This window comes from Nocardioides marinus (assembly GCF_013408145.1).
Taxonomy (GTDB): Bacteria; Actinomycetota; Actinomycetes; order Propionibacteriales; family Nocardioidaceae; genus Nocardioides; species Nocardioides marinus.
The window spans coordinates 2,038,638-2,057,500 of sequence record NZ_JACBZI010000001.1 but is presented as its reverse complement, the minus strand read 5'-3'; the positions used below and the strand labels follow the sequence as shown (position 1 = coordinate 2,057,500).

Sequence of the window (18,863 nt, the reverse complement as noted above, 5' to 3'; positions counted from 1 at the left end):
GGTGTCCGAATGGGGGAACCCAGCACGAGTCATGTCGTGTTACCCGCGCCTGAATATATAGGGTGTGTGGAGGGAACTCGGGGAAGTGAAACATCTCAGTACCCGAAGGAAGAGAAAACAACAGTGATTCCGAGAGTAGTGGCGAGCGAAATCGGATGAGGCTAAACCATGCACATGTGATACCCGGCAGGGGTTGTGTGTGTGGGGTTGTGGGACCGCGTGGATCTATCTGCCGGTAGGTCGCACAGTAAGAAAGTGCGTGTGAAGTCGAAGTCCGTTGGAAAGCGGCGCCGTAGAGGGTGATAGCCCCGTAGGTGTAAGTGCGTGCCTGTGTCGCGGTATCCCAAGTAACACGGAACCCCTGAAATTCCGTGTGAATCTGGCGGGACCACCCGTTAAGCCTAAATACTCCTTGATGACCGATAGCGGACAAGTACCGTGAGGGAAAGGTGAAAAGTACCCCTGGCGGGGAGTGAAATAGTACCTGAAACCGTGTGCCTACAATCCGTCGGAGCCTTCCTTGTGGGGGTGACGGCGTGCCTTTTGAAGAATGAGCCTGCGAGTTTGCGTTGTGTGGCGAGGTTAACCCGTGTGGGGCAGCCGTAGCGAAAGCGAGTCCGAATAGGGCGGTTTAGTCGCACGATCAAGACCCGAAGCGAAGTGATCTATCCATGGGCAGGTTGAAGCGCGGGTAAGACCGCGTGGAGGACCGAACCCACTTAGGTTGAAAACTGAGGGGATGACCTGTGGATAGGGGTGAAAGGCCAATCAAACTTCGTGATAGCTGGTTCTCCCCGAAATGCATTTAGGTGCAGCGTTGCGTGTTTCTTGCCGGAGGTAGAGCACTGGATAGCCGATGGGCCCTACCAGGTTACTGACGTTAGCCAAACTCCGAATGCCGGTAAGTGAGAGCGCAGCAGTGAGACTGCGGGGGATAAGCTCCGTAGTCGAGAGGGAAACAGCCCAGACCATCAGCTAAGGCCCCTAAGCGGTGACTAAGTGGAAAAGGATGTGGAGTCGCATTGACAACCAGGAGGTTGGCTTGGAAGCAGCCACCCTTGAAAGAGTGCGTAATAGCTCACTGGTCAAGTGATTCCGCGCCGACAATGTAGCGGGGCTCAAGTCATCCGCCGAAGCTATGGCATTCGTACATCAACCACCAACGTGGGTACGGATGGGTAGGGGAGCGTCGTGTTCTGAGTGAAGCGGCAGAGTGATCTAGCCGTGGATAGGACACGAGTGAGAATGCAGGCATGAGTAGCGAATGACGTGTGAGAAACACGTCCGCCGAATGATCAAGGGTTCCAGGGTCAAGCTAATCTGCCCTGGGTAAGTCGGGACCTAAGGCGAGGCCGACAGGCGTAGTCGATGGACAACGGGTTGATATTCCCGTACCGGCAAAGTAGCGCCCATGACGAACCTGGTGATGCTAACCATCCGAAGCCACCCATGACCGATCCCTTCGGGGTGAGGCGGGGTGGTGGAGCATGGGACCCGAGCTGGTAGTAGTCAAGCGATGGGGTGACGCAGGAAGGTAGCCCAACCACAGCGATGGTTGTCTGTGGCCAAGCGTGTAGGGAGTCAGATAGGCAAATCCGTCTGGCAGTGCTTTGATGCACGATCTTGAGACGTGATGGGGACCCCGTATGGGGGAAGTGGGTGATCCTATGCTGTCGAGAAAAACCTCTAGCGAGCTACGCGCCGCCCGTACCCCAAACCGACTCAGGTGATCAGGTAGAGAATACCAAGGCGATCGAGCGAACCATGGTTAAGGAACTCGGCAAAATGCCCCCGTAACTTCGGGAGAAGGGGGGCCCGGATCGTGTACCCACTAGCTGGGGAAGCGTGAAGGGCCGCAGAGACCAGGGGAAAGCGACTGTTTACTAAAAACACAGGTCCGTGCGAAGTTGTAAGACGATGTATACGGACTGACTCCTGCCCGGTGCTGGAAGGTTAAGAGGACCTGTTAGAGAGCAATCTCGAAGCGGAGAATTTAAGCCCCAGTAAACGGCGGTGGTAACTATAACCATCCTAAGGTAGCGAAATTCCTTGTCGGGTAAGTTCCGACCTGCACGAATGGAGTAACGACTTTCCCACTGTCTCAACCGTGGACTCGGCGAAATTGCACTACGAGTAAAGATGCTCGTTACGCGCGGCAGGACGGAAAGACCCCGGGACCTTTACTATAGTTTGGTATTGGTGTTTGGTTCGGCTTGTGTAGGATAGGTGGGAGACTGTGAAGCAGCCACGCCAGTGGTTGTGGAGTCAACGTTGAAATACCACTCTGGTCGTACTAGATGTCTAACCTAGGTCCGTTATCCGGATCAGGGACAGTGCCTGATGGGTAGTTTAACTGGGGCGGTTGCCTCCTAAAATGTAACGGAGGCGCTCAAAGGTTCCCTCAGCCTGGTTGGCAATCAGGTGGCGAGTGTAAGTGCACAAGGGAGCTTGACTGTGAGACAGACATGTCGAGCAGGGACGAAAGTCGGAACTAGTGATCCGGCCACGGCATGTGGAAGCGTGGTCGCTCAACGGATAAAAGGTACCCCGGGGATAACAGGCTGATCTTCCCCAAGAGTCCATATCGACGGGATGGTTTGGCACCTCGATGTCGGCTCGTCGCATCCTGGGGCTGGAGTAGGTCCCAAGGGTTGGGCTGTTCGCCCATTAAAGCGGCACGCGAGCTGGGTTTAGAACGTCGTGAGACAGTTCGGTCCCTATCCGCCGCGCGCGCAGGAAACTTGAGAAAGGCTGTCCCTAGTACGAGAGGACCGGGATGGACGAACCTCTGGTGTGCCAGTTGTCCCGCCAGGGGCACGGCTGGTTAGCTACGTTCGGAAGTGATAACCGCTGAATGCATCTAAGCGGGAAGCACGTTTCAAGATGAGGTTTCCCACCGGGTTAACCGGGTAAGGCCCCCAGCAGAACACTGGGTTGATAGGCCGGAGGTGTACAGCAGCAATGCCCAGCCGACCGGTACTAATAGGCCGAGGGCTTGTCCCACACTCACTCAACAAGACACACAAACACAGTGTCGACTGACTGAGACAACACGCCAGCGCACATGTTCGCGTCCACACACAAACACACAAGTTTGACCACCACCCCCAACCCCCACACACGTGGCTAGTTCGGGGTGTGGTGAGTCGCCAGAGTTACGGCGGCCATAGCGAAAGGGAAACACCCGGTCCCATCCCGAACCCGGAAGTTAAGCCTTTCAGCGCCGATGGTACTGCGACCGCGAGGTCGTGGGAGAGTAGGACGCCGCCGGACATACCTTCGCAGCAGCCCCGCCTCATCAGAGGCGGGGCTGCTCGCATTTCCCCGGGCTGCCGTGCTTCACGTGAGCCGGCTCGGAGCTCGAGGTGATGCCCAGATCGGTTGGCCGGTCCCCACTTGAAGGCACCGTGTCCAGCTGGACAGACGGCTGGCTGCGCCCGGTATGAGTGGGCGTAAGCAGCTGCCGTGAGGGTGTGGCAGGGGGAGGCCCCCCGGATTTGGCACGCCCGCTACGTGCGTGTAATGTTCCATCTCGTTGCGGCAAGCGACAAGCCCTCCAGGGTTCTGACCCTCTGGTCGTCCCGGATGAGTGGCTCGAGCTGGCCAAGACCAGGAGCATATGCGCTTCACCGCTTCGAACAACTGCCAAGTTGACTCGGAGAAGTGCGGCGAGTAAGTTTCTGCAGGTTGTCCCGCCGCTGGTCGCGTGAGTGACCGGGACGGTGTGCGTCTGATTCTTGAGAACTCAACAGTGTGTCATAGTCGACGAATTAGTTTGTTATGCCCCGTCTTCTATGCATACCCATGTGGTGTGTGTGGTTGATGGATTTCTTTTGACAATGATTCTGACAAATTCCTGGCCCTAGTGATGGGGTTGGGTGTCAGTGTCTCCTGTCAGGCATCTCTTTTTCCATCGCATGCGGTTTGTGTGTGGTGGTGTTGTTTTTCAACGGAGAGTTTGATCCTGGCTCAGGACGAACGCTGGCGGCGTGCTTAACACATGCAAGTCGAGCGGAAAGGCCACTTCGGTGGTACTCGAGCGGCGAACGGGTGAGTAACACGTGAGTAATCTGCCTCTGGCTTCGGGATAGCCACCGGAAACGGTGATTAATACCGGATACGACACGCTCTTGCATGAGATGTGTGTGGAAAGTTTTTTCGGCCAGGGATGTGCTCGCGGCCTATCAGCTTGTTGGTGGGGTAATGGCCTACCAAGGCTTCGACGGGTAGCCGGCCTGAGAGGGTGACCGGCCACACTGGGACTGAGACACGGCCCAGACTCCTACGGGAGGCAGCAGTGGGGAATATTGGACAATGGGCGGAAGCCTGATCCAGCAACGCCGCGTGAGGGATGACGGCCTTCGGGTTGTAAACCTCTTTCAGCACAGACGAAGCGCAAGTGACGGTATGTGCAGAAGAAGGACCGGCCAACTACGTGCCAGCAGCCGCGGTAATACGTAGGGTCCGAGCGTTGTCCGGAATTATTGGGCGTAAAGGGCTCGTAGGCGGTTTGTCGCGTCGGGAGTGAAAACACCGGGCTTAACTCGGTGCTTGCTTTCGATACGGGCAGACTAGAGGCATTCAGGGGAGAACGGAATTCCTGGTGTAGCGGTGAAATGCGCAGATATCAGGAGGAACACCGGTGGCGAAGGCGGTTCTCTGGGAATGTCCTGACGCTGAGGAGCGAAAGTGTGGGGAGCGAACAGGATTAGATACCCTGGTAGTCCACACCGTAAACGTTGGGCGCTAGGTGTGGGATCCATTCCACGGGTTCCGTGCCGCAGCTAACGCATTAAGCGCCCCGCCTGGGGAGTACGGCCGCAAGGCTAAAACTCAAAGGAATTGACGGGGGCCCGCACAAGCGGCGGAGCATGCGGATTAATTCGATGCAACGCGAAGAACCTTACCTGGGTTTGACATACACCGGAAAGCTGCAGAGATGTAGCCCCTTTTTGTCGGTGTACAGGTGGTGCATGGCTGTCGTCAGCTCGTGTCGTGAGATGTTGGGTTAAGTCCCGCAACGAGCGCAACCCTCGTCCTATGTTGCCAGCACGTGATGGTGGGGACTCATAGGAGACTGCCGGGGTCAACTCGGAGGAAGGTGGGGATGACGTCAAGTCATCATGCCCCTTATGTCCAGGGCTTCACGCATGCTACAATGGCCGGTACAAAGGGCTGCGATCCCGTGAGGGGGAGCGAATCCCAAAAAGCCGGTCTCAGTTCGGATTGGGGTCTGCAACTCGACCCCATGAAGTCGGAGTCGCTAGTAATCGCAGATCAGCAACGCTGCGGTGAATACGTTCCCGGGCCTTGTACACACCGCCCGTCACGTCACGAAAGTCGGCAACACCCGAAGCCGGTGGCCCAACCCTTGTGGAGGGAGCCGTCGAAGGTGGGGCTGGCGATTGGGACGAAGTCGTAACAAGGTAGCCGTACCGGAAGGTGCGGCTGGATCACCTCCTTTCTAAGGAGCACACACCCCGATCACCAACGAGTGTTTGGTGACGCATGGTGGTGTCTCACTAGTGGAATCGTCGACGTACGCTGCTGATCCTGTTCGGCTCGTGTCCTCAGTACTGCTGCATTCTTGTCCCTTTGTGGGTGGGGGTGTGGCGTGGAACCTGGGTGCGGGTTGGTGGGTGAGGTGGTTGGCACACTGTTGGGTGTCTGAGGGATCAGATGCCTCTATCGCCTGAGCTGGTGCTCATGTTCCTTGGTGGGATGTGGGTGGGGTTCTGGGCTTGATTGCTCTTGCTCACCGTGTGGTGGGTGGGGTTTGGTTTGTGAATAGTGGACGCGAGCATCTTGTAGCAATACGAGAGGTCAAGTGGCTCGTCGATGTCGCATGCGCGTTTGTGTGTGTGGTGTTGGTGGGTGTTCTTGGTCTTGTGTGTTAGCTGTAGTTTCTTTGTAGTTGTGTTTCTTGTTGAGTGTTTGTGAGACAAGCTATGAAGGGCACATGGTGGATGCCTTGGCATCAAGAGCCGATGAAGGACGTAGTAGCCTGCGATAAGCCCTGGGGAGTTGGCAAACGAGCTGTGATCCGGGGGTGTCCGAATGGGGGAACCCAGCACGAGTCATGTCGTGTTACCCGCGCCTGAATATATAGGGTGTGTGGAGGGAACTCGGGGAAGTGAAACATCTCAGTACCCGAAGGAAGAGAAAACAACAGTGATTCCGAGAGTAGTGGCGAGCGAAATCGGATGAGGCTAAACCATGCACATGTGATACCCGGCAGGGGTTGTGTGTGTGGGGTTGTGGGACCGCGTGGATCTATCTGCCGGTAGGTCGCACAGTAAGAAAGTGCGTGTGAAGTCGAAGTCCGTTGGAAAGCGGCGCCGTAGAGGGTGATAGCCCCGTAGGTGTAAGTGCGTGCCTGTGTCGCGGTATCCCAAGTAACACGGAACCCCTGAAATTCCGTGTGAATCTGGCGGGACCACCCGTTAAGCCTAAATACTCCTTGATGACCGATAGCGGACAAGTACCGTGAGGGAAAGGTGAAAAGTACCCCTGGCGGGGAGTGAAATAGTACCTGAAACCGTGTGCCTACAATCCGTCGGAGCCTTCCTTGTGGGGGTGACGGCGTGCCTTTTGAAGAATGAGCCTGCGAGTTTGCGTTGTGTGGCGAGGTTAACCCGTGTGGGGCAGCCGTAGCGAAAGCGAGTCCGAATAGGGCGGTTTAGTCGCACGATCAAGACCCGAAGCGAAGTGATCTATCCATGGGCAGGTTGAAGCGCGGGTAAGACCGCGTGGAGGACCGAACCCACTTAGGTTGAAAACTGAGGGGATGACCTGTGGATAGGGGTGAAAGGCCAATCAAACTTCGTGATAGCTGGTTCTCCCCGAAATGCATTTAGGTGCAGCGTTGCGTGTTTCTTGCCGGAGGTAGAGCACTGGATAGCCGATGGGCCCTACCAGGTTACTGACGTTAGCCAAACTCCGAATGCCGGTAAGTGAGAGCGCAGCAGTGAGACTGCGGGGGATAAGCTCCGTAGTCGAGAGGGAAACAGCCCAGACCATCAGCTAAGGCCCCTAAGCGGTGACTAAGTGGAAAAGGATGTGGAGTCGCATTGACAACCAGGAGGTTGGCTTGGAAGCAGCCACCCTTGAAAGAGTGCGTAATAGCTCACTGGTCAAGTGATTCCGCGCCGACAATGTAGCGGGGCTCAAGTCATCCGCCGAAGCTATGGCATTCGTACATCAACCACCAACGTGGGTACGGATGGGTAGGGGAGCGTCGTGTTCTGAGTGAAGCGGCAGAGTGATCTAGCCGTGGATAGGACACGAGTGAGAATGCAGGCATGAGTAGCGAATGACGTGTGAGAAACACGTCCGCCGAATGATCAAGGGTTCCAGGGTCAAGCTAATCTGCCCTGGGTAAGTCGGGACCTAAGGCGAGGCCGACAGGCGTAGTCGATGGACAACGGGTTGATATTCCCGTACCGGCAAAGTAGCGCCCATGACGAACCTGGTGATGCTAACCATCCGAAGCCACCCATGACCGATCCCTTCGGGGTGAGGCGGGGTGGTGGAGCATGGGACCCGAGCTGGTAGTAGTCAAGCGATGGGGTGACGCAGGAAGGTAGCCCAACCACAGCGATGGTTGTCTGTGGCCAAGCGTGTAGGGAGTCAGATAGGCAAATCCGTCTGGCAGTGCTTTGATGCACGATTCTGAGACGTGATGGGGACCCCGTATGGGGGAAGTGGGTGATCCTATGCTGTCGAGAAAAACCTCTAGCGAGCTACGCGCCGCCCGTACCCCAAACCGACTCAGGTGATCAGGTAGAGAATACCAAGGCGATCGAGCGAACCATGGTTAAGGAACTCGGCAAAATGCCCCCGTAACTTCGGGAGAAGGGGGGCCCGGATCGTGTACCCACTAGCTGGGGAAGCGTGAAGGGCCGCAGAGACCAGGGGAAAGCGACTGTTTACTAAAAACACAGGTCCGTGCGAAGTTGTAAGACGATGTATACGGACTGACTCCTGCCCGGTGCTGGAAGGTTAAGAGGACCTGTTAGAGAGCAATCTCGAAGCGGAGAATTTAAGCCCCAGTAAACGGCGGTGGTAACTATAACCATCCTAAGGTAGCGAAATTCCTTGTCGGGTAAGTTCCGACCTGCACGAATGGAGTAACGACTTTCCCACTGTCTCAACCGTGGACTCGGCGAAATTGCACTACGAGTAAAGATGCTCGTTACGCGCGGCAGGACGGAAAGACCCCGGGACCTTTACTATAGTTTGGTATTGGTGTTTGGTTCGGCTTGTGTAGGATAGGTGGGAGACTGTGAAGCAGCCACGCCAGTGGTTGTGGAGTCAACGTTGAAATACCACTCTGGTCGTACTAGATGTCTAACCTAGGTCCGTTATCCGGATCAGGGACAGTGCCTGATGGGTAGTTTAACTGGGGCGGTTGCCTCCTAAAATGTAACGGAGGCGCTCAAAGGTTCCCTCAGCCTGGTTGGCAATCAGGTGGCGAGTGTAAGTGCACAAGGGAGCTTGACTGTGAGACAGACATGTCGAGCAGGGACGAAAGTCGGAACTAGTGATCCGGCCACGGCATGTGGAAGCGTGGTCGCTCAACGGATAAAAGGTACCCCGGGGATAACAGGCTGATCTTCCCCAAGAGTCCATATCGACGGGATGGTTTGGCACCTCGATGTCGGCTCGTCGCATCCTGGGGCTGGAGTAGGTCCCAAGGGTTGGGCTGTTCGCCCATTAAAGCGGCACGCGAGCTGGGTTTAGAACGTCGTGAGACAGTTCGGTCCCTATCCGCCGCGCGCGCAGGAAACTTGAGAAAGGCTGTCCCTAGTACGAGAGGACCGGGATGGACGAACCTCTGGTGTGCCAGTTGTCCCGCCAGGGGCACGGCTGGTTAGCTACGTTCGGAAGTGATAACCGCTGAATGCATCTAAGCGGGAAGCACGTTTCAAGATGAGGTTTCCCACCGGGTTAACCGGGTAAGGCCCCCAGCAGAACACTGGGTTGATAGGCCGGAGGTGTACAGCAGCAATGCCCAGCCGACCGGTACTAATAGGCCGAGGGCTTGTCCCACACTCACTCAACAAGACACACAAACACAGTGTCGACTGACTGAGACAACACGCCAGCGCACATGTTCGCGTCCACACACAAACACACAAGTTTGACCACCACCCCCAACCCCCACACACGTGGCTAGTTCGGGGTGTGGTGAGTCGCCAGAGTTACGGCGGCCATAGCGAAAGGGAAACACCCGGTCCCATCCCGAACCCGGAAGTTAAGCCTTTCAGCGCCGATGGTACTGCGACCGCGAGGTCGTGGGAGAGTAGGACGCCGCCGGACATACCTTCGCAGCAGCCCCGCCTCATCAGAGGCGGGGCTGCTCGCATTTCCCCGGTCGCAGGCCCGTTCACCGTGCACAGCCGTGGCGCGGTGCCCCGGTCTCCCCAAGCCGTTCGCCGGCTCCGCCGCATCCGCCCGGGAGCCGGCAGGCTCGGGTGTCGGAGGTGAGGTGCAGATGGCACGTGGAGCACACAGCGATGGGGCAGGGCGCGCACAGGTCGCCGACCGGAACGAGGTGACGCTCGCGGGGCGGGTGTCGGCGGACCCCGAGGAGAAGCAGCTGCCCAGCGGGGACACGGTGTGGGTGTTCCGGCTGGTGGTGCGCAGACCCGAGGGGGCGGGCTCGCGACAGTCCGTCGACACCGTGGACTGCTGTGCCTGGACCCCACGGGTCCAGCGCAGCGTGGCCGGGTGGCGCGAGGGTGACCAGGTCGAGGTGCGTGGGGCGGTGCGTCGCCGCTTCTTCCGGACAGGCGCGGGCACGCAGAGCCGGGTGGAGGTCGAGGTGGCCTCCGGCCGGCTCAGACGTCGCGGAGCCGACGCGTGAGCAGGCCCGGTCGCGGCTTGGGCTGGAACGACGTGGCCTTCTCCGGGAGCAGCCGGCCCTGCCGGACGATGGAGAGCACCTCGTCGAGGGTGGGAGCGGGCAGCAGGAGTGCGCTGCGGTCCCGTCGCCCTGCCTCTGCCAGGGCGGCCTCCGCCTCGTGGTGGTAGGAGGTGTCGCCGGTCGGCAGCTGCGCGAGCATGCGCTCGACCGCCAGGACGGGCATGGTTGCGGTGGTCACCAGACCGGAACCGCCCGGAGGTCCGGGCGTCGGTGGCAGGGTGAGGACGTGGGTCAGGCCCGCCTCCCACACGACCACGCGCCCAGGGGCGACCTCGCGCAGGGGACTGCCGGTGCCGACGGTGACGACTCCCCAGCCCTGTCGTCGAGCGACGTGGAGCACGGGGCCGGGCAGCACGCGGTGGATCGCACCCAGGTGGAGGGGGGTGTCCTCGTGGTCCACCAGCACGCTGAGCGCCCGGTCCGAGCCACGGGTCCCCGAGCGCTGCAGGCGCAGGTGGGCGGCGTAGCGATGGTGCCCGTCGGCGAGCAGGGCGCTGGTGCCGGCGAGCTCCGCCGCGACCAGCTCGAGCTCGCTGGGGCGCGACAGCGCCCAGACCCGGTGCCGCTGGTCCCGCAGGTTGCGGACCAGCCGCGGGGGCTCGGAGCACACCTCGTCCAGCAGCGAGCGCAACGCGACCGGTCCACGGTGGGCCAGCAGGATGGGGGCGGTGTCGACCCGGCCCCGGGCCATCCGGCCGGCCAGCTGGTGGACCTGGTCGGCGTGCACGCGCTCGTGCGGGAGGACGACGGCCCTGGCGGAGGGGCAGTGACCGCCGGTGAGGTCCAGCAGCCCCACGACCCCGCGCACGGTGAATCCCGAGGCCGTCCACTCGTGGACGAACAGGGTCCGGGTGCCGACGTCGGGTCGTCCGCGCGGCCTGAACGTGTGCAGGCGGAAGGGCCCCGCCAGCGGTGGGGGAGTGACGGCCGGGTCGGACTCGTCCATCGGACCATCGTAGGCTGCCGGGGTGCTGGGCTGGAGCGATCAGGAGCTGTGCGACGCCCACGACCTGGTGATGCTCGACCTGGACGGGGTCGTCTACGTGGGTGGCGCGGCGGTCCCACGGGCAGCGGAGTCGATCGAGGTGGCCCGTCGCCGGGGGATGCACCCCGCGTTCATCACGAACAACGCCTCGCGCACGCCGCAGCGGGTGGCCCAGCACCTGAGCGACCTCGGGGTGCGGGCGGAGGTCGCCGACGTGGTGACCTCGGCGCAGGCCGCCGCGCGTGTGCTCGCCCAGCAGCTCCCCGACGGCGCCCGGGTCGTGCTGCTCGGCGCAGAGGGGCTCGAGCAGGCGCTGCGGGCGGAGGGGCTGGAGCCGGTCGGGGTGGAGGACGAGGCCGAGGCCGTCGTGAGCGGCTACGGACCCGACGTCTTGTGGCGCGACGTGATGCGCGCGGCGGTGCGCATCCGGGACGGGCTGTGGTGGGTCGCGTCGAACACCGACATGTCCATCCCCACGCCGTACGGCACGGCACCGGGGCACGGCGTGCTCGTGGAGACGCTGCGGCGCTTCTCGGGGGTCGACCCGGTGGTGGCCGGCAAGCCGGAGCGACCACTGCTGGAGGAGACCGTGCGGCGCGTCGGAGGGGAGCGGCCGCTGATGGTGGGGGACCGACTCGACACCGACATCGAGGGGGCCGTCGGCCTCGACATCCCCTCGCTGCTCGTCCGGACCGGCGTCAGCGGACTGTCGGACCTCGTGGCCGCGCGCGAGGGAGAGCGCCCGACGTACCTTGCGGCCGACCTCGCGGGACTGCTCACGCCGCACCCGCGGGTCGAGGAGGCGGACGGGGCCTGGCAGTGCCGTGGCTGGACCGCGCGCGTGGTGGGCGCAGCCCTGCAGGTGCGGGGCGGGGGAGACGCCGACGACTGGTGGCGAGCCGTCGCCTGTGCGGCCTGGCAGCACCTCGACCGGACGGGGGCCGTGGTCGACGTGGCCGGGCTGCAACCGCCCGAGGACGACGTCCACGCCGCGCGATAGCCTCGCGGCATGGACGAGCAGGTGCGTACCGGGGTGGCGTCCGTCGACGCCGTCATCGAGTCGATCGAGGAGCTCGGCGAGCGACCGCTCGCCGAGCACGCCGCCGTCTTCACCGCCGCCCAGGAGCGGCTGCGCCGTGCGCTCGACGCCGACCCCGTGGCCGAGGACGGCTGAGCGGGGTGCCGCCGCGTCGGCTGCGGCTGGACCAGGAGCTGGTCCGCCGAGGTCTGGCCCGCTCCCGTGAGCACGCCAGTGAGCTGGTGGCCGCGGGCCGGGTGTCGGTGTCCGGCGCCCCTGCTCGCAAGCCGGCGACGGGGGTCACGACCGACGTCGCGATCGTGGTCCGCGAGGACGTCGACCGACCCGACTACGTCTCCCGGGGTGGCCACAAGCTGGCCGGCGCGCTGGACGCCTTCTCGACGGTGGGACTCTCGGTGGCCGGCCGGCGCTGCCTCGACGCCGGAGCCTCCACCGGCGGGTTCACCGACGTGCTCCTGCGCCGCGGGGCCGCCCGGGTGCTGGCGGTCGACGTCGGCTACGGCCAGCTGGCCTGGTCGCTGCAGAGCGACGACCGGGTCGTCGTGCACGACCGCACCAACATCCGTGAGCTGGACCTCGACCTGGTGGGCGAGCCCGTCGACCTCGTGGTCGGTGACCTGTCCTTCATCTCGTTGTCGCTGGTGCTCGACGCGCTCATCGCCGTCACCCGGGCCGACGGCGACCTGGCGCTGATGGTCAAGCCGCAGTTCGAGGTCGGGAAGGACCGGGTCGGCAAGGGGGGCGTCGTGCGCGACCCGGAGCTGCGCGCCGAGGCGGTCCTGGCCGTCGCCGAGGCCGCGGCACGTCGGGGGTGGGGCGCCGTGGCGGCCACCACGAGCCCGCTGCCGGGACCCTCGGGCAACGTCGAGTTCTTCCTGTGGCTGCGCCGCGGCCCCGCCACGGTCACCGCCGAGCAGGTCGCGGCGCTGGTGCGGGGGGACGACCCGCTCGCCGCGGCCGCCGGTGAGAAGGTGGAGCCGTGACCCGTCGTGTGCTGCTGCTGACCCACACCGGTCGCGAGGACGCCTGCGAGGTCGCGCTCGCCTGTTGCCGGGCCCTGTCCGCGCACGGCATCGTGGTGCGGATGCCGGCCGGCGAGATGGCCGACCTGGGCATCAGCCCCGAGGACCCCGACATCCGGGTCGAGACCATGGCCGAGGGAGACCTGGCGGGGGCCGACTGCGAGCTGGCGCTCGTCCTGGGCGGCGACGGCTCGATCCTGCGTGCCGCCGAGGTCACCCACGCGACCGGCACGCCGCTGCTCGGCGTCAACCTCGGCCACGTCGGGTTCCTGGCCGAGGCGGAGCAGGACGACGTCGAGAGCACCATCGAGGCGGTGGTCGCCGGCCGCTACACCATCGAGGAGCGGACCACCCTCGACGTACGCGTGGTGCGTGACGGCGAGGTGGTGACCTCGACCTTCGCGCTCAACGAGGCCAGCGTCGAGAAGGCGGCCCGGGAGCGGATGCTCGAGGTCGTCGTCGAGGTCGACGGGCGCCCGCTGTCCCGGTGGGGCTGCGACGGCGTGGTGTGCTCCACGCCCACCGGCTCCACCGCCTACAACTTCAGCGCCGGAGGTCCGATCGTGTGGCCGCAGGTCGACGCGCTGCTGCTCGTGCCGATCTCCGCGCACGCGCTGTTCGCCCGGCCGCTGGTCGTCGCACCGACCTCGGTGATGGCCGTCGAGGTGCTCGCCAACACCGAGGGCTCCGGTGTGCTGTGGGCCGACGGGCGGCGTGCGGTGGACCTGCCGCCGGGCGCGCGCATCGAGGTGCGCCGCGGCGAGCGTCCCGTGCGACTGGTCCGGCTGCACCGGGCCCCCTTCACCGACCGCTTGGTCGCGAAGTTCGGGCTCCCCGTGGAGGGCTGGCGCGGCTCCGCCGAACGTCGACGTCGGGGGGAGGCGCCGTGATCGAGGAGATCAGGATCCAGAGCCTGGGCGTCATCGACTCCTCGACCCTCGAGCTCGGGCCCGGGCTCACCGTCATCACCGGGGAGACCGGCGCCGGCAAGACCATGGTCGTCACCGCGCTCGGCCTGTTGCTCGGCGGTCGTGCCGACAGCGGCGCGGTCCGCACCGGCTCCCGCACCGCCCGGGTCGAGGGCGTGGTCGTGACCGACGACCTGCCCGAGCTGGTCGAGGGTGTGGAGGAGGCCGGCGGCACCGTCGAGGACGGCCGGGTCGTGCTGGCCCGCAACGTCTCGGCGGAGGGACGCTCCCGGGCGTTCGTCGGGGGCGCCTCGGTCCCGGTCGCGACGCTCTCCGGGGTCAGCGAGCCGCTCGTCGCGGTGCACGGCCAGTCCGACCAGCACCGGCTGCTGCGACCGCGCGCCCAGCGCGACGCGCTCGACCGCTTCGGCGGTGAGTCGCTCGCAGCGGCCGCGGCGGCCTACCGCGAGTTCTTCGACCGCCTCCGAGCCGTGGAGGAGGAGCTCACCGACGTCGTGACCCACGCCCGGGAGCGGGCCCGTGAGGCCGACCTGCTCCGCCTCGGTCTCGAGGAGGTCGAGGCCGTCGCCCCGCAGGCGGGCGAGGAGGCCCAGCTGGCCGCGGAGGAGACCCGGCTCGGGTTCGCCGACACGCTGCGGGCGGCCGCCGAGCAGGCACGGGAGGCGCTCTCCAGCGAGCAGGGCGGCCCCGACGCGATGGGCACCCTCGGAGCGGCGCGCACCCAGCTCGACGGCGTCCGGGACCACGACCCGGAGGCCGCCGCCCTCGCGGACCGGGCCGCCGAGCTCGGGTACGTCCTGGCCGACCTCGCGACCGACGTGGCGTCGTACGCCAGCGGCATCGACACCGACCCGGCGCGACTCGCGGCGGTCTCCGAGCGGCGCGCCGACCTGATCCGGCTGACACGGAAGTACGGCGAGACCCTCGAGGAGGTGCTCGCGTGGGCCGAGCGCTCGGCGGCGCGGCTGCTCGAGCTCGACGGCTCCGACGAGCGGGTCGAGGCCCTGCGCGCCGACCGGGCCCGGCTTCGAGCCGAGCTCGCGACCGCGGCCGCCACCCTCAGCGACCTGCGTGCGGATGCCGCCCGCCGGCTGGGCGAGCAGGTCAGCGACGAGCTCACCTTGCTGGCCATGCCGCACGCACGGCTCTCGGTCGACGTCCGGCAGCACGAGACCGAGGCGCCGCAGGACCCCGAGGCCCCCGGGGCCCCGCTGCAGGTGGGGGAGCGGTGGCTGCGCTTCGCCCCCAGCGGCATCGACGAGGTCGAGCTGCTGCTGGCGGCCAACACCGGCTCGGACCCCCGCCCGCTCGACAAGGGCGCCTCCGGTGGTGAGCTGTCCCGGGTGATGCTCGCGGTCGAGGTGGCGCTGGCAGGGACCAGCCCGGTGCCGACGTTCGTCTTCGACGAGGTCGACGCCGGCGTCGGCGGCGCTGCCGCGGTCGAGGTCGGCCGCCGGCTCGCCGCCCTGGCCCGCGGCTCCCAGGTGCTGGTGGTCACCCACCTGCCCCAGGTCGCGGCGTACGCCGACCGGCACGTCGTGGTCCGCAAGTCCCACGACGGCACCGTCACCAGCTCCGGGCTGACGCTGCTGGGCGAGGAGGAGCGCGAGCACGAGCTCTCGCGGATGATGGCCGGCCTCTCGGGCTCGGACACCGCGCTGGCCCACGCCCGGGAGCTGCTCGAGGTGGCGAGGACCGCGCGCGCCTGAGTCCGGAGCACGGCCGGTCATGCCCTAGGATGGAGTTCCGTGAGGAACTCAGGCCCGACCAAGCACGTGTTCGTGACCGGAGGCGTCGCCTCCTCGCTCGGGAAGGGTCTCACTGCCTCCAGCTTGGGACGGCTCCTGCGCTCGCGGGGGCTCTCGGTGACGATGCAGAAGCTCGACCCGTACCTCAACGTGGACCCCGGGACGATGAACCCGTTCCAGCACGGCGAGGTCTTCGTGACCAACGACGGCGCCGAGACCGACCTCGACATCGGTCACTACGAGCGCTTCCTGGACGCCGACCTGTCCGGTCGCGCCAACGTCACCACCGGGCAGGTCTACTCCAACGTCATCGCCAAGGAGCGCCGCGGCGACTACCTCGGCGAGACGGTGCAGGTCATCCCGCACATCACGGGGGAGATCTGCGAGCGGATCCTGGCCATGCACGGCGAGGACGTCGACGTGGTCATCACCGAGATCGGTGGGACCGTCGGTGACATCGAGTCGCTGCCCTTCCTCGAGGCTGCCCGCCAGGTCCGCCAGACCATCGGCCGTGACAACGTCTTCTTCGTCCACGTCTCCCTCGTCCCCTACATCGGGCCCTCGAAGGAGCTGAAGACCAAGCCGACCCAGCACTCCGTGGCCGCGCTGCGGCAGGTCGGCATCCAGCCCGACGCGGTCGTCTGCCGCGCCGACCGGGAGCTCCCCGAGGGCATCAAGCGCAAGATCGCCGACATGTGCGACGTCGACCGGGAGGCGGTGGTCACCGCGGCCGACGCCCCGTCGATCTACGACATCCCCAAGGTGCTGCACCGCGAGGGCCTGGACGCCTACGTCGTCCGCAAGCTCGACCTGCCCTTCCGCGACGTCGACTGGCGTGAGTGGGACGACCTGCTGCGTCGCGTGCACCACCCCGAGGAGGAGGTCACGATCGCGCTGGTCGGCAAGTACATCGACCTGCCCGACGCCTACCTCTCCGTGGCCGAGGCGCTGCGGGCCGGCGGCTTCGCGCACCACGCCAAGGTCAACATCGAGTGGATCCCCTCCGACGAGTGCGCCACCCAGGCGGGCGCGGCCAGGAGGCTGCAGGACGTCGACGCCGTGTGCGTCCCCGGGGGCTTCGGCATCCGGGGCCTCGAGGGCAAGCTGGGCGCCCTGACCTACGCCCGCACCCACGGGATCCCGACGCTCGGGCTGTGCCTGGGCCTGCAGTGCATGGTCATCGAGTACTCCCGCACCGTGCTGGGCCTGGAGAAGGCCGGGTCCACGGAGTTCGACCCCGAGACCCCCGAGCCGGTCATCGCGACGATGGCCGAGCAGAAGGAGTTCGTCGAGGGCGCCGGGGACCTCGGCGGCACCATGCGGCTCGGGATGTACCCCGCCCACCTCAAGGCCGGCTCCATCGTGCGCGAGGTGTACGGAGAGGAGGTCGTCTCCGAGCGGCACCGTCACCGCTACGAGGTCAACAACACCTACCGGCCGCGACTGGAGGAGGCGGGGCTGGTCTTCTCCGGCACCTCTCCCGACGACACGCTGGTGGAGTACGTCGAGCTGCCGCGCGAGGTCCACCCCTACTACGTGGCCACCCAGGCCCACCCCGAGCTGCGCTCGCGCCCGACCCGGCCGCACCCGCTGTTCAAGGGCCTGGTCGGTGCGGCCATCGCCCGGCAGAAGGAGCTGCGCTTCCCGATCGACGAGAAGGGCCTGCGCCGCGAGCCCTCCGACGACGAGTGAGTCGGACCGGACGATGAGCCACCCGCCGCTGCGGGACGAGCCGGGCTCCTGGCCGGTCGTCACGAGTCGCGACCTGCACCGTGACGACTGGGTGGTCGCACTGCGCGAGGACCGCATCACCGTGCCGGACGGCTCGGGCGAGCCGTTCCGGCGCTTGGTGCTGGAGCACCCCGGCGCCGCGATCGTGCTCGCCGTCGACGAGCAGGAACGGGTCCTGTGCCTGTGGCAGTACCGCCACGCCACGCAGCGCACCTTCGTCGAGATCCCTGCCGGGCTCCTCGACGGCGGTCCCGACGAGTCTCCGCTGGAGGCCGCGCGTCGCGAGCTGGTCGAGGAGGCCGGGCACGAGGCCGAGGAGTGGACGCACCTCGCGACGACGTACGCCTCACCGGGCATCTCCGCCGAGGTGGCGCACATCTTCCTGGCGCGCGGCCTGCGACACGTGGGACGGCAGGGCTTCGAGCCCGAGCACGAGGAGGCGCACATGCGCGCCGGCTGGGTCCCGTTCGCGGACCTCCACGACGCCGTCCTCGCCGGCGACGTGCAGGACGCACCGGTGGTGATCGCCGTCCTCGCGGCCCGTGCGCGTGGTCTGATGTCCTCGTGACAGCGCGGTCCGGTCTGCTCGTGGGCACCCGATGAGGGTCACGTTCTGCGGGGTGCGCGGCTCCACGCCCGCCCCGGGCCCCGACTTCGTGCGCTACGGCGGGCACACCTCGTGCGTCGCCGTCGCGCCCGACGGCGGGCGCCCCACGCTGCTGCTCGACGGCGGCACCGGCCTGATGCGCGTGACCGAGCTGCTGGGCGCCACGCCCTTCGACGGGACCCTACTGCTGGGGCACCTGCACTGGGACCACACCCACGGCATCCCGTTCTTCCGCTCCGGCACCGCGCACGGCAGTCGCGTCGACGTGCTCCTGCCCGAGCAGGTGGCCGGACGGCCCGGTGACGCCCACGCAACGCTCGCCCGCTGCTTCTCGCCGCCGCACTTCCCGGTCGAGCCGCGCGAGCTCGGCGGCGGGTGGACCTTCGCGGAGATCGCGGAGGGCGCGCGCACCGTGGAGGGCTTCGAGGTGCTCGCCCGCGAGATCCCGCACAAGGGCGGGCGGACCTTCGGCTACCGGGTCTCCGACGCCGGCGGCTCCCTCGCCTACCTCTCCGACCACAGCCCCACCGGACTGGGCCCGGGCCCCGACGGCCTGGGCGAGCGGCACGAGGCCGCCCTGGCGCTGGCCTCGGGTGCCGACCTGCTCATCACCGACGCCCAGCACCTCGCGGCGCAGTTCCCCGACGTGGCCTTCCTGGGCCACGCCAGCGTGGAGTACGACGTCGAGCTGGCCGTCGAGGCCGGTGCCCGCACCCTGGTGCTCTTCCACCACGACCCGTGGCGGACCGACGACGAGGTCGATGCCGTCCTCGCGCTGGCCCGTGACCGTGCCGCGGGGCGCGTCGAGGTGGTCGCCGCGAGGGAGGGCCTCGAGGTCGGCCTCGGCGGGTAGTGTCCGGCTCGTCCGCACCGT

General features: G+C 65.4%; 10 protein-coding genes and 5 rRNA genes (1 of these 15 only partly in view). 14 read left to right on the top strand and 1 reads right to left on the bottom strand.

From position 1 onward, the window contains the following. From BKA05_RS09785 to BKA05_RS09760, 6 genes are all read left to right on the top strand, one after another. Positions 1–3,003 (top strand): 23S ribosomal RNA (locus tag BKA05_RS09785); it begins 109 nt to the left of the window's first position. Positions 3,004–3,156: 153 nt separating this feature from the next. Beyond that, positions 3,157–3,273, top strand: a 5S ribosomal RNA gene (gene rrf, locus BKA05_RS09780). 673 nt (positions 3,274–3,946) lie between these two features. Beyond that, positions 3,947–5,464: ribosomal RNA gene (locus BKA05_RS09775) — 16S ribosomal RNA — on the top strand. 475 nt (positions 5,465–5,939) lie between these two features. After that, positions 5,940–9,051, top strand: a 23S ribosomal RNA gene (locus BKA05_RS09770). 153 nt (positions 9,052–9,204) lie between these two features. Beyond that, positions 9,205–9,321: ribosomal RNA gene (rrf, locus tag BKA05_RS09765) — 5S ribosomal RNA — on the top strand. Together the 16S, 23S and 5S rRNA genes form the textbook arrangement of a ribosomal RNA operon. 235 nt (positions 9,322–9,556) lie before the next feature. Next, positions 9,557–9,868 (top strand): single-stranded DNA-binding protein, encoded by a 312-nt coding sequence (locus tag BKA05_RS09760; protein WP_343045597.1) that lies wholly within the window; start codon positions 9,557–9,559, stop codon positions 9,866–9,868. On the opposite strand, the gene BKA05_RS09755 is transcribed toward BKA05_RS09760, so the two are convergent. After that, the gene (locus BKA05_RS09755; protein ID WP_179531265.1) at positions 9,843–10,874 is read right to left on the bottom strand and encodes a DUF1015 family protein; all 1,032 of its coding nucleotides are present in this window, start codon (positions 10,872–10,874) and stop codon (positions 9,843–9,845) included. The genes BKA05_RS09760 and BKA05_RS09755 overlap by 26 nt on opposite strands. 22 nt (positions 10,875–10,896) lie before the next feature. Between BKA05_RS09755 and BKA05_RS09750 the strand changes: the two genes are divergently transcribed. The 8 genes from BKA05_RS09750 to BKA05_RS09715 are packed head-to-tail and all read left to right on the top strand — an operon-like array spanning position 10,897 to position 18,842. Then, positions 10,897–11,913 (top strand): HAD-IIA family hydrolase, encoded by a 1,017-nt coding sequence (locus BKA05_RS09750; RefSeq protein ID WP_343045596.1) that lies wholly within the window; start codon positions 10,897–10,899, stop codon positions 11,911–11,913. Positions 11,914–11,922: 9 nt separating this feature from the next. Further along, positions 11,923–12,087 (top strand): hypothetical protein, encoded by a 165-nt coding sequence (locus BKA05_RS09745; protein ID WP_179529590.1) that lies wholly within the window; start codon positions 11,923–11,925, stop codon positions 12,085–12,087. 5 nt (positions 12,088–12,092) lie between these two features. Beyond that, positions 12,093–12,935 carry a TlyA family RNA methyltransferase gene (locus BKA05_RS09740; RefSeq protein WP_343045595.1) on the top strand — a complete coding sequence of 281 codons (843 nt, stop codon included), beginning with the start codon at positions 12,093–12,095 and terminating at the stop codon, positions 12,933–12,935. Beyond that, entirely contained in the window at positions 12,932–13,864 is a 933-nt protein-coding gene (locus tag BKA05_RS09735; RefSeq protein ID WP_179531264.1) for an NAD kinase, read from the top strand. Before BKA05_RS09740 ends, BKA05_RS09735 begins: the two co-directional genes overlap by 4 nt. Beyond that, the gene (gene recN, locus BKA05_RS09730; RefSeq protein ID WP_179531263.1) at positions 13,861–15,612 is read left to right on the top strand and encodes a DNA repair protein RecN; all 1,752 of its coding nucleotides are present in this window, start codon (positions 13,861–13,863) and stop codon (positions 15,610–15,612) included. Before BKA05_RS09735 ends, recN begins: the two co-directional genes overlap by 4 nt. A 39-nt stretch (positions 15,613–15,651) precedes the next feature. After that, entirely contained in the window at positions 15,652–17,343 is a 1,692-nt protein-coding gene (gene pyrG, locus BKA05_RS09725; RefSeq protein ID WP_179531262.1) for a CTP synthase, read from the top strand. Positions 17,344–17,356: 13 nt separating this feature from the next. Continuing rightward, positions 17,357–17,950 (top strand): NUDIX domain-containing protein, encoded by a 594-nt coding sequence (locus BKA05_RS09720; protein ID WP_179531261.1) that lies wholly within the window; start codon positions 17,357–17,359, stop codon positions 17,948–17,950. 31 nt (positions 17,951–17,981) lie between these two features. Continuing rightward, positions 17,982–18,842, top strand: coding sequence for an MBL fold metallo-hydrolase (locus BKA05_RS09715; protein ID WP_179531260.1), 861 nt, complete (start codon positions 17,982–17,984; stop codon positions 18,840–18,842). The last annotated feature ends 21 nt before the right edge of the window (positions 18,843–18,863 follow it).

Bases quoted from the DNA above. Each gene is read 5' to 3' on its own strand.
- BKA05_RS09715 (WP_179531260.1), top strand. From the start codon at position 17,982: ATGAGGGTCACGTTCTGCGGGGTGCGCGGCTCCACGCCCGCCCCGGGC.
- BKA05_RS09720 (WP_179531261.1), top strand. From the start codon at position 17,357: ATGAGCCACCCGCCGCTGCGGGACGAGCCGGGCTCCTGGCCGGTCGTC.
- BKA05_RS09745 (WP_179529590.1), top strand. From the start codon at position 11,923: ATGGACGAGCAGGTGCGTACCGGGGTGGCGTCCGTCGACGCCGTCATC.
- BKA05_RS09755 (WP_179531265.1), bottom strand. From the start codon at position 10,874: ATGGACGAGTCCGACCCGGCCGTCACTCCCCCACCGCTGGCGGGGCCC.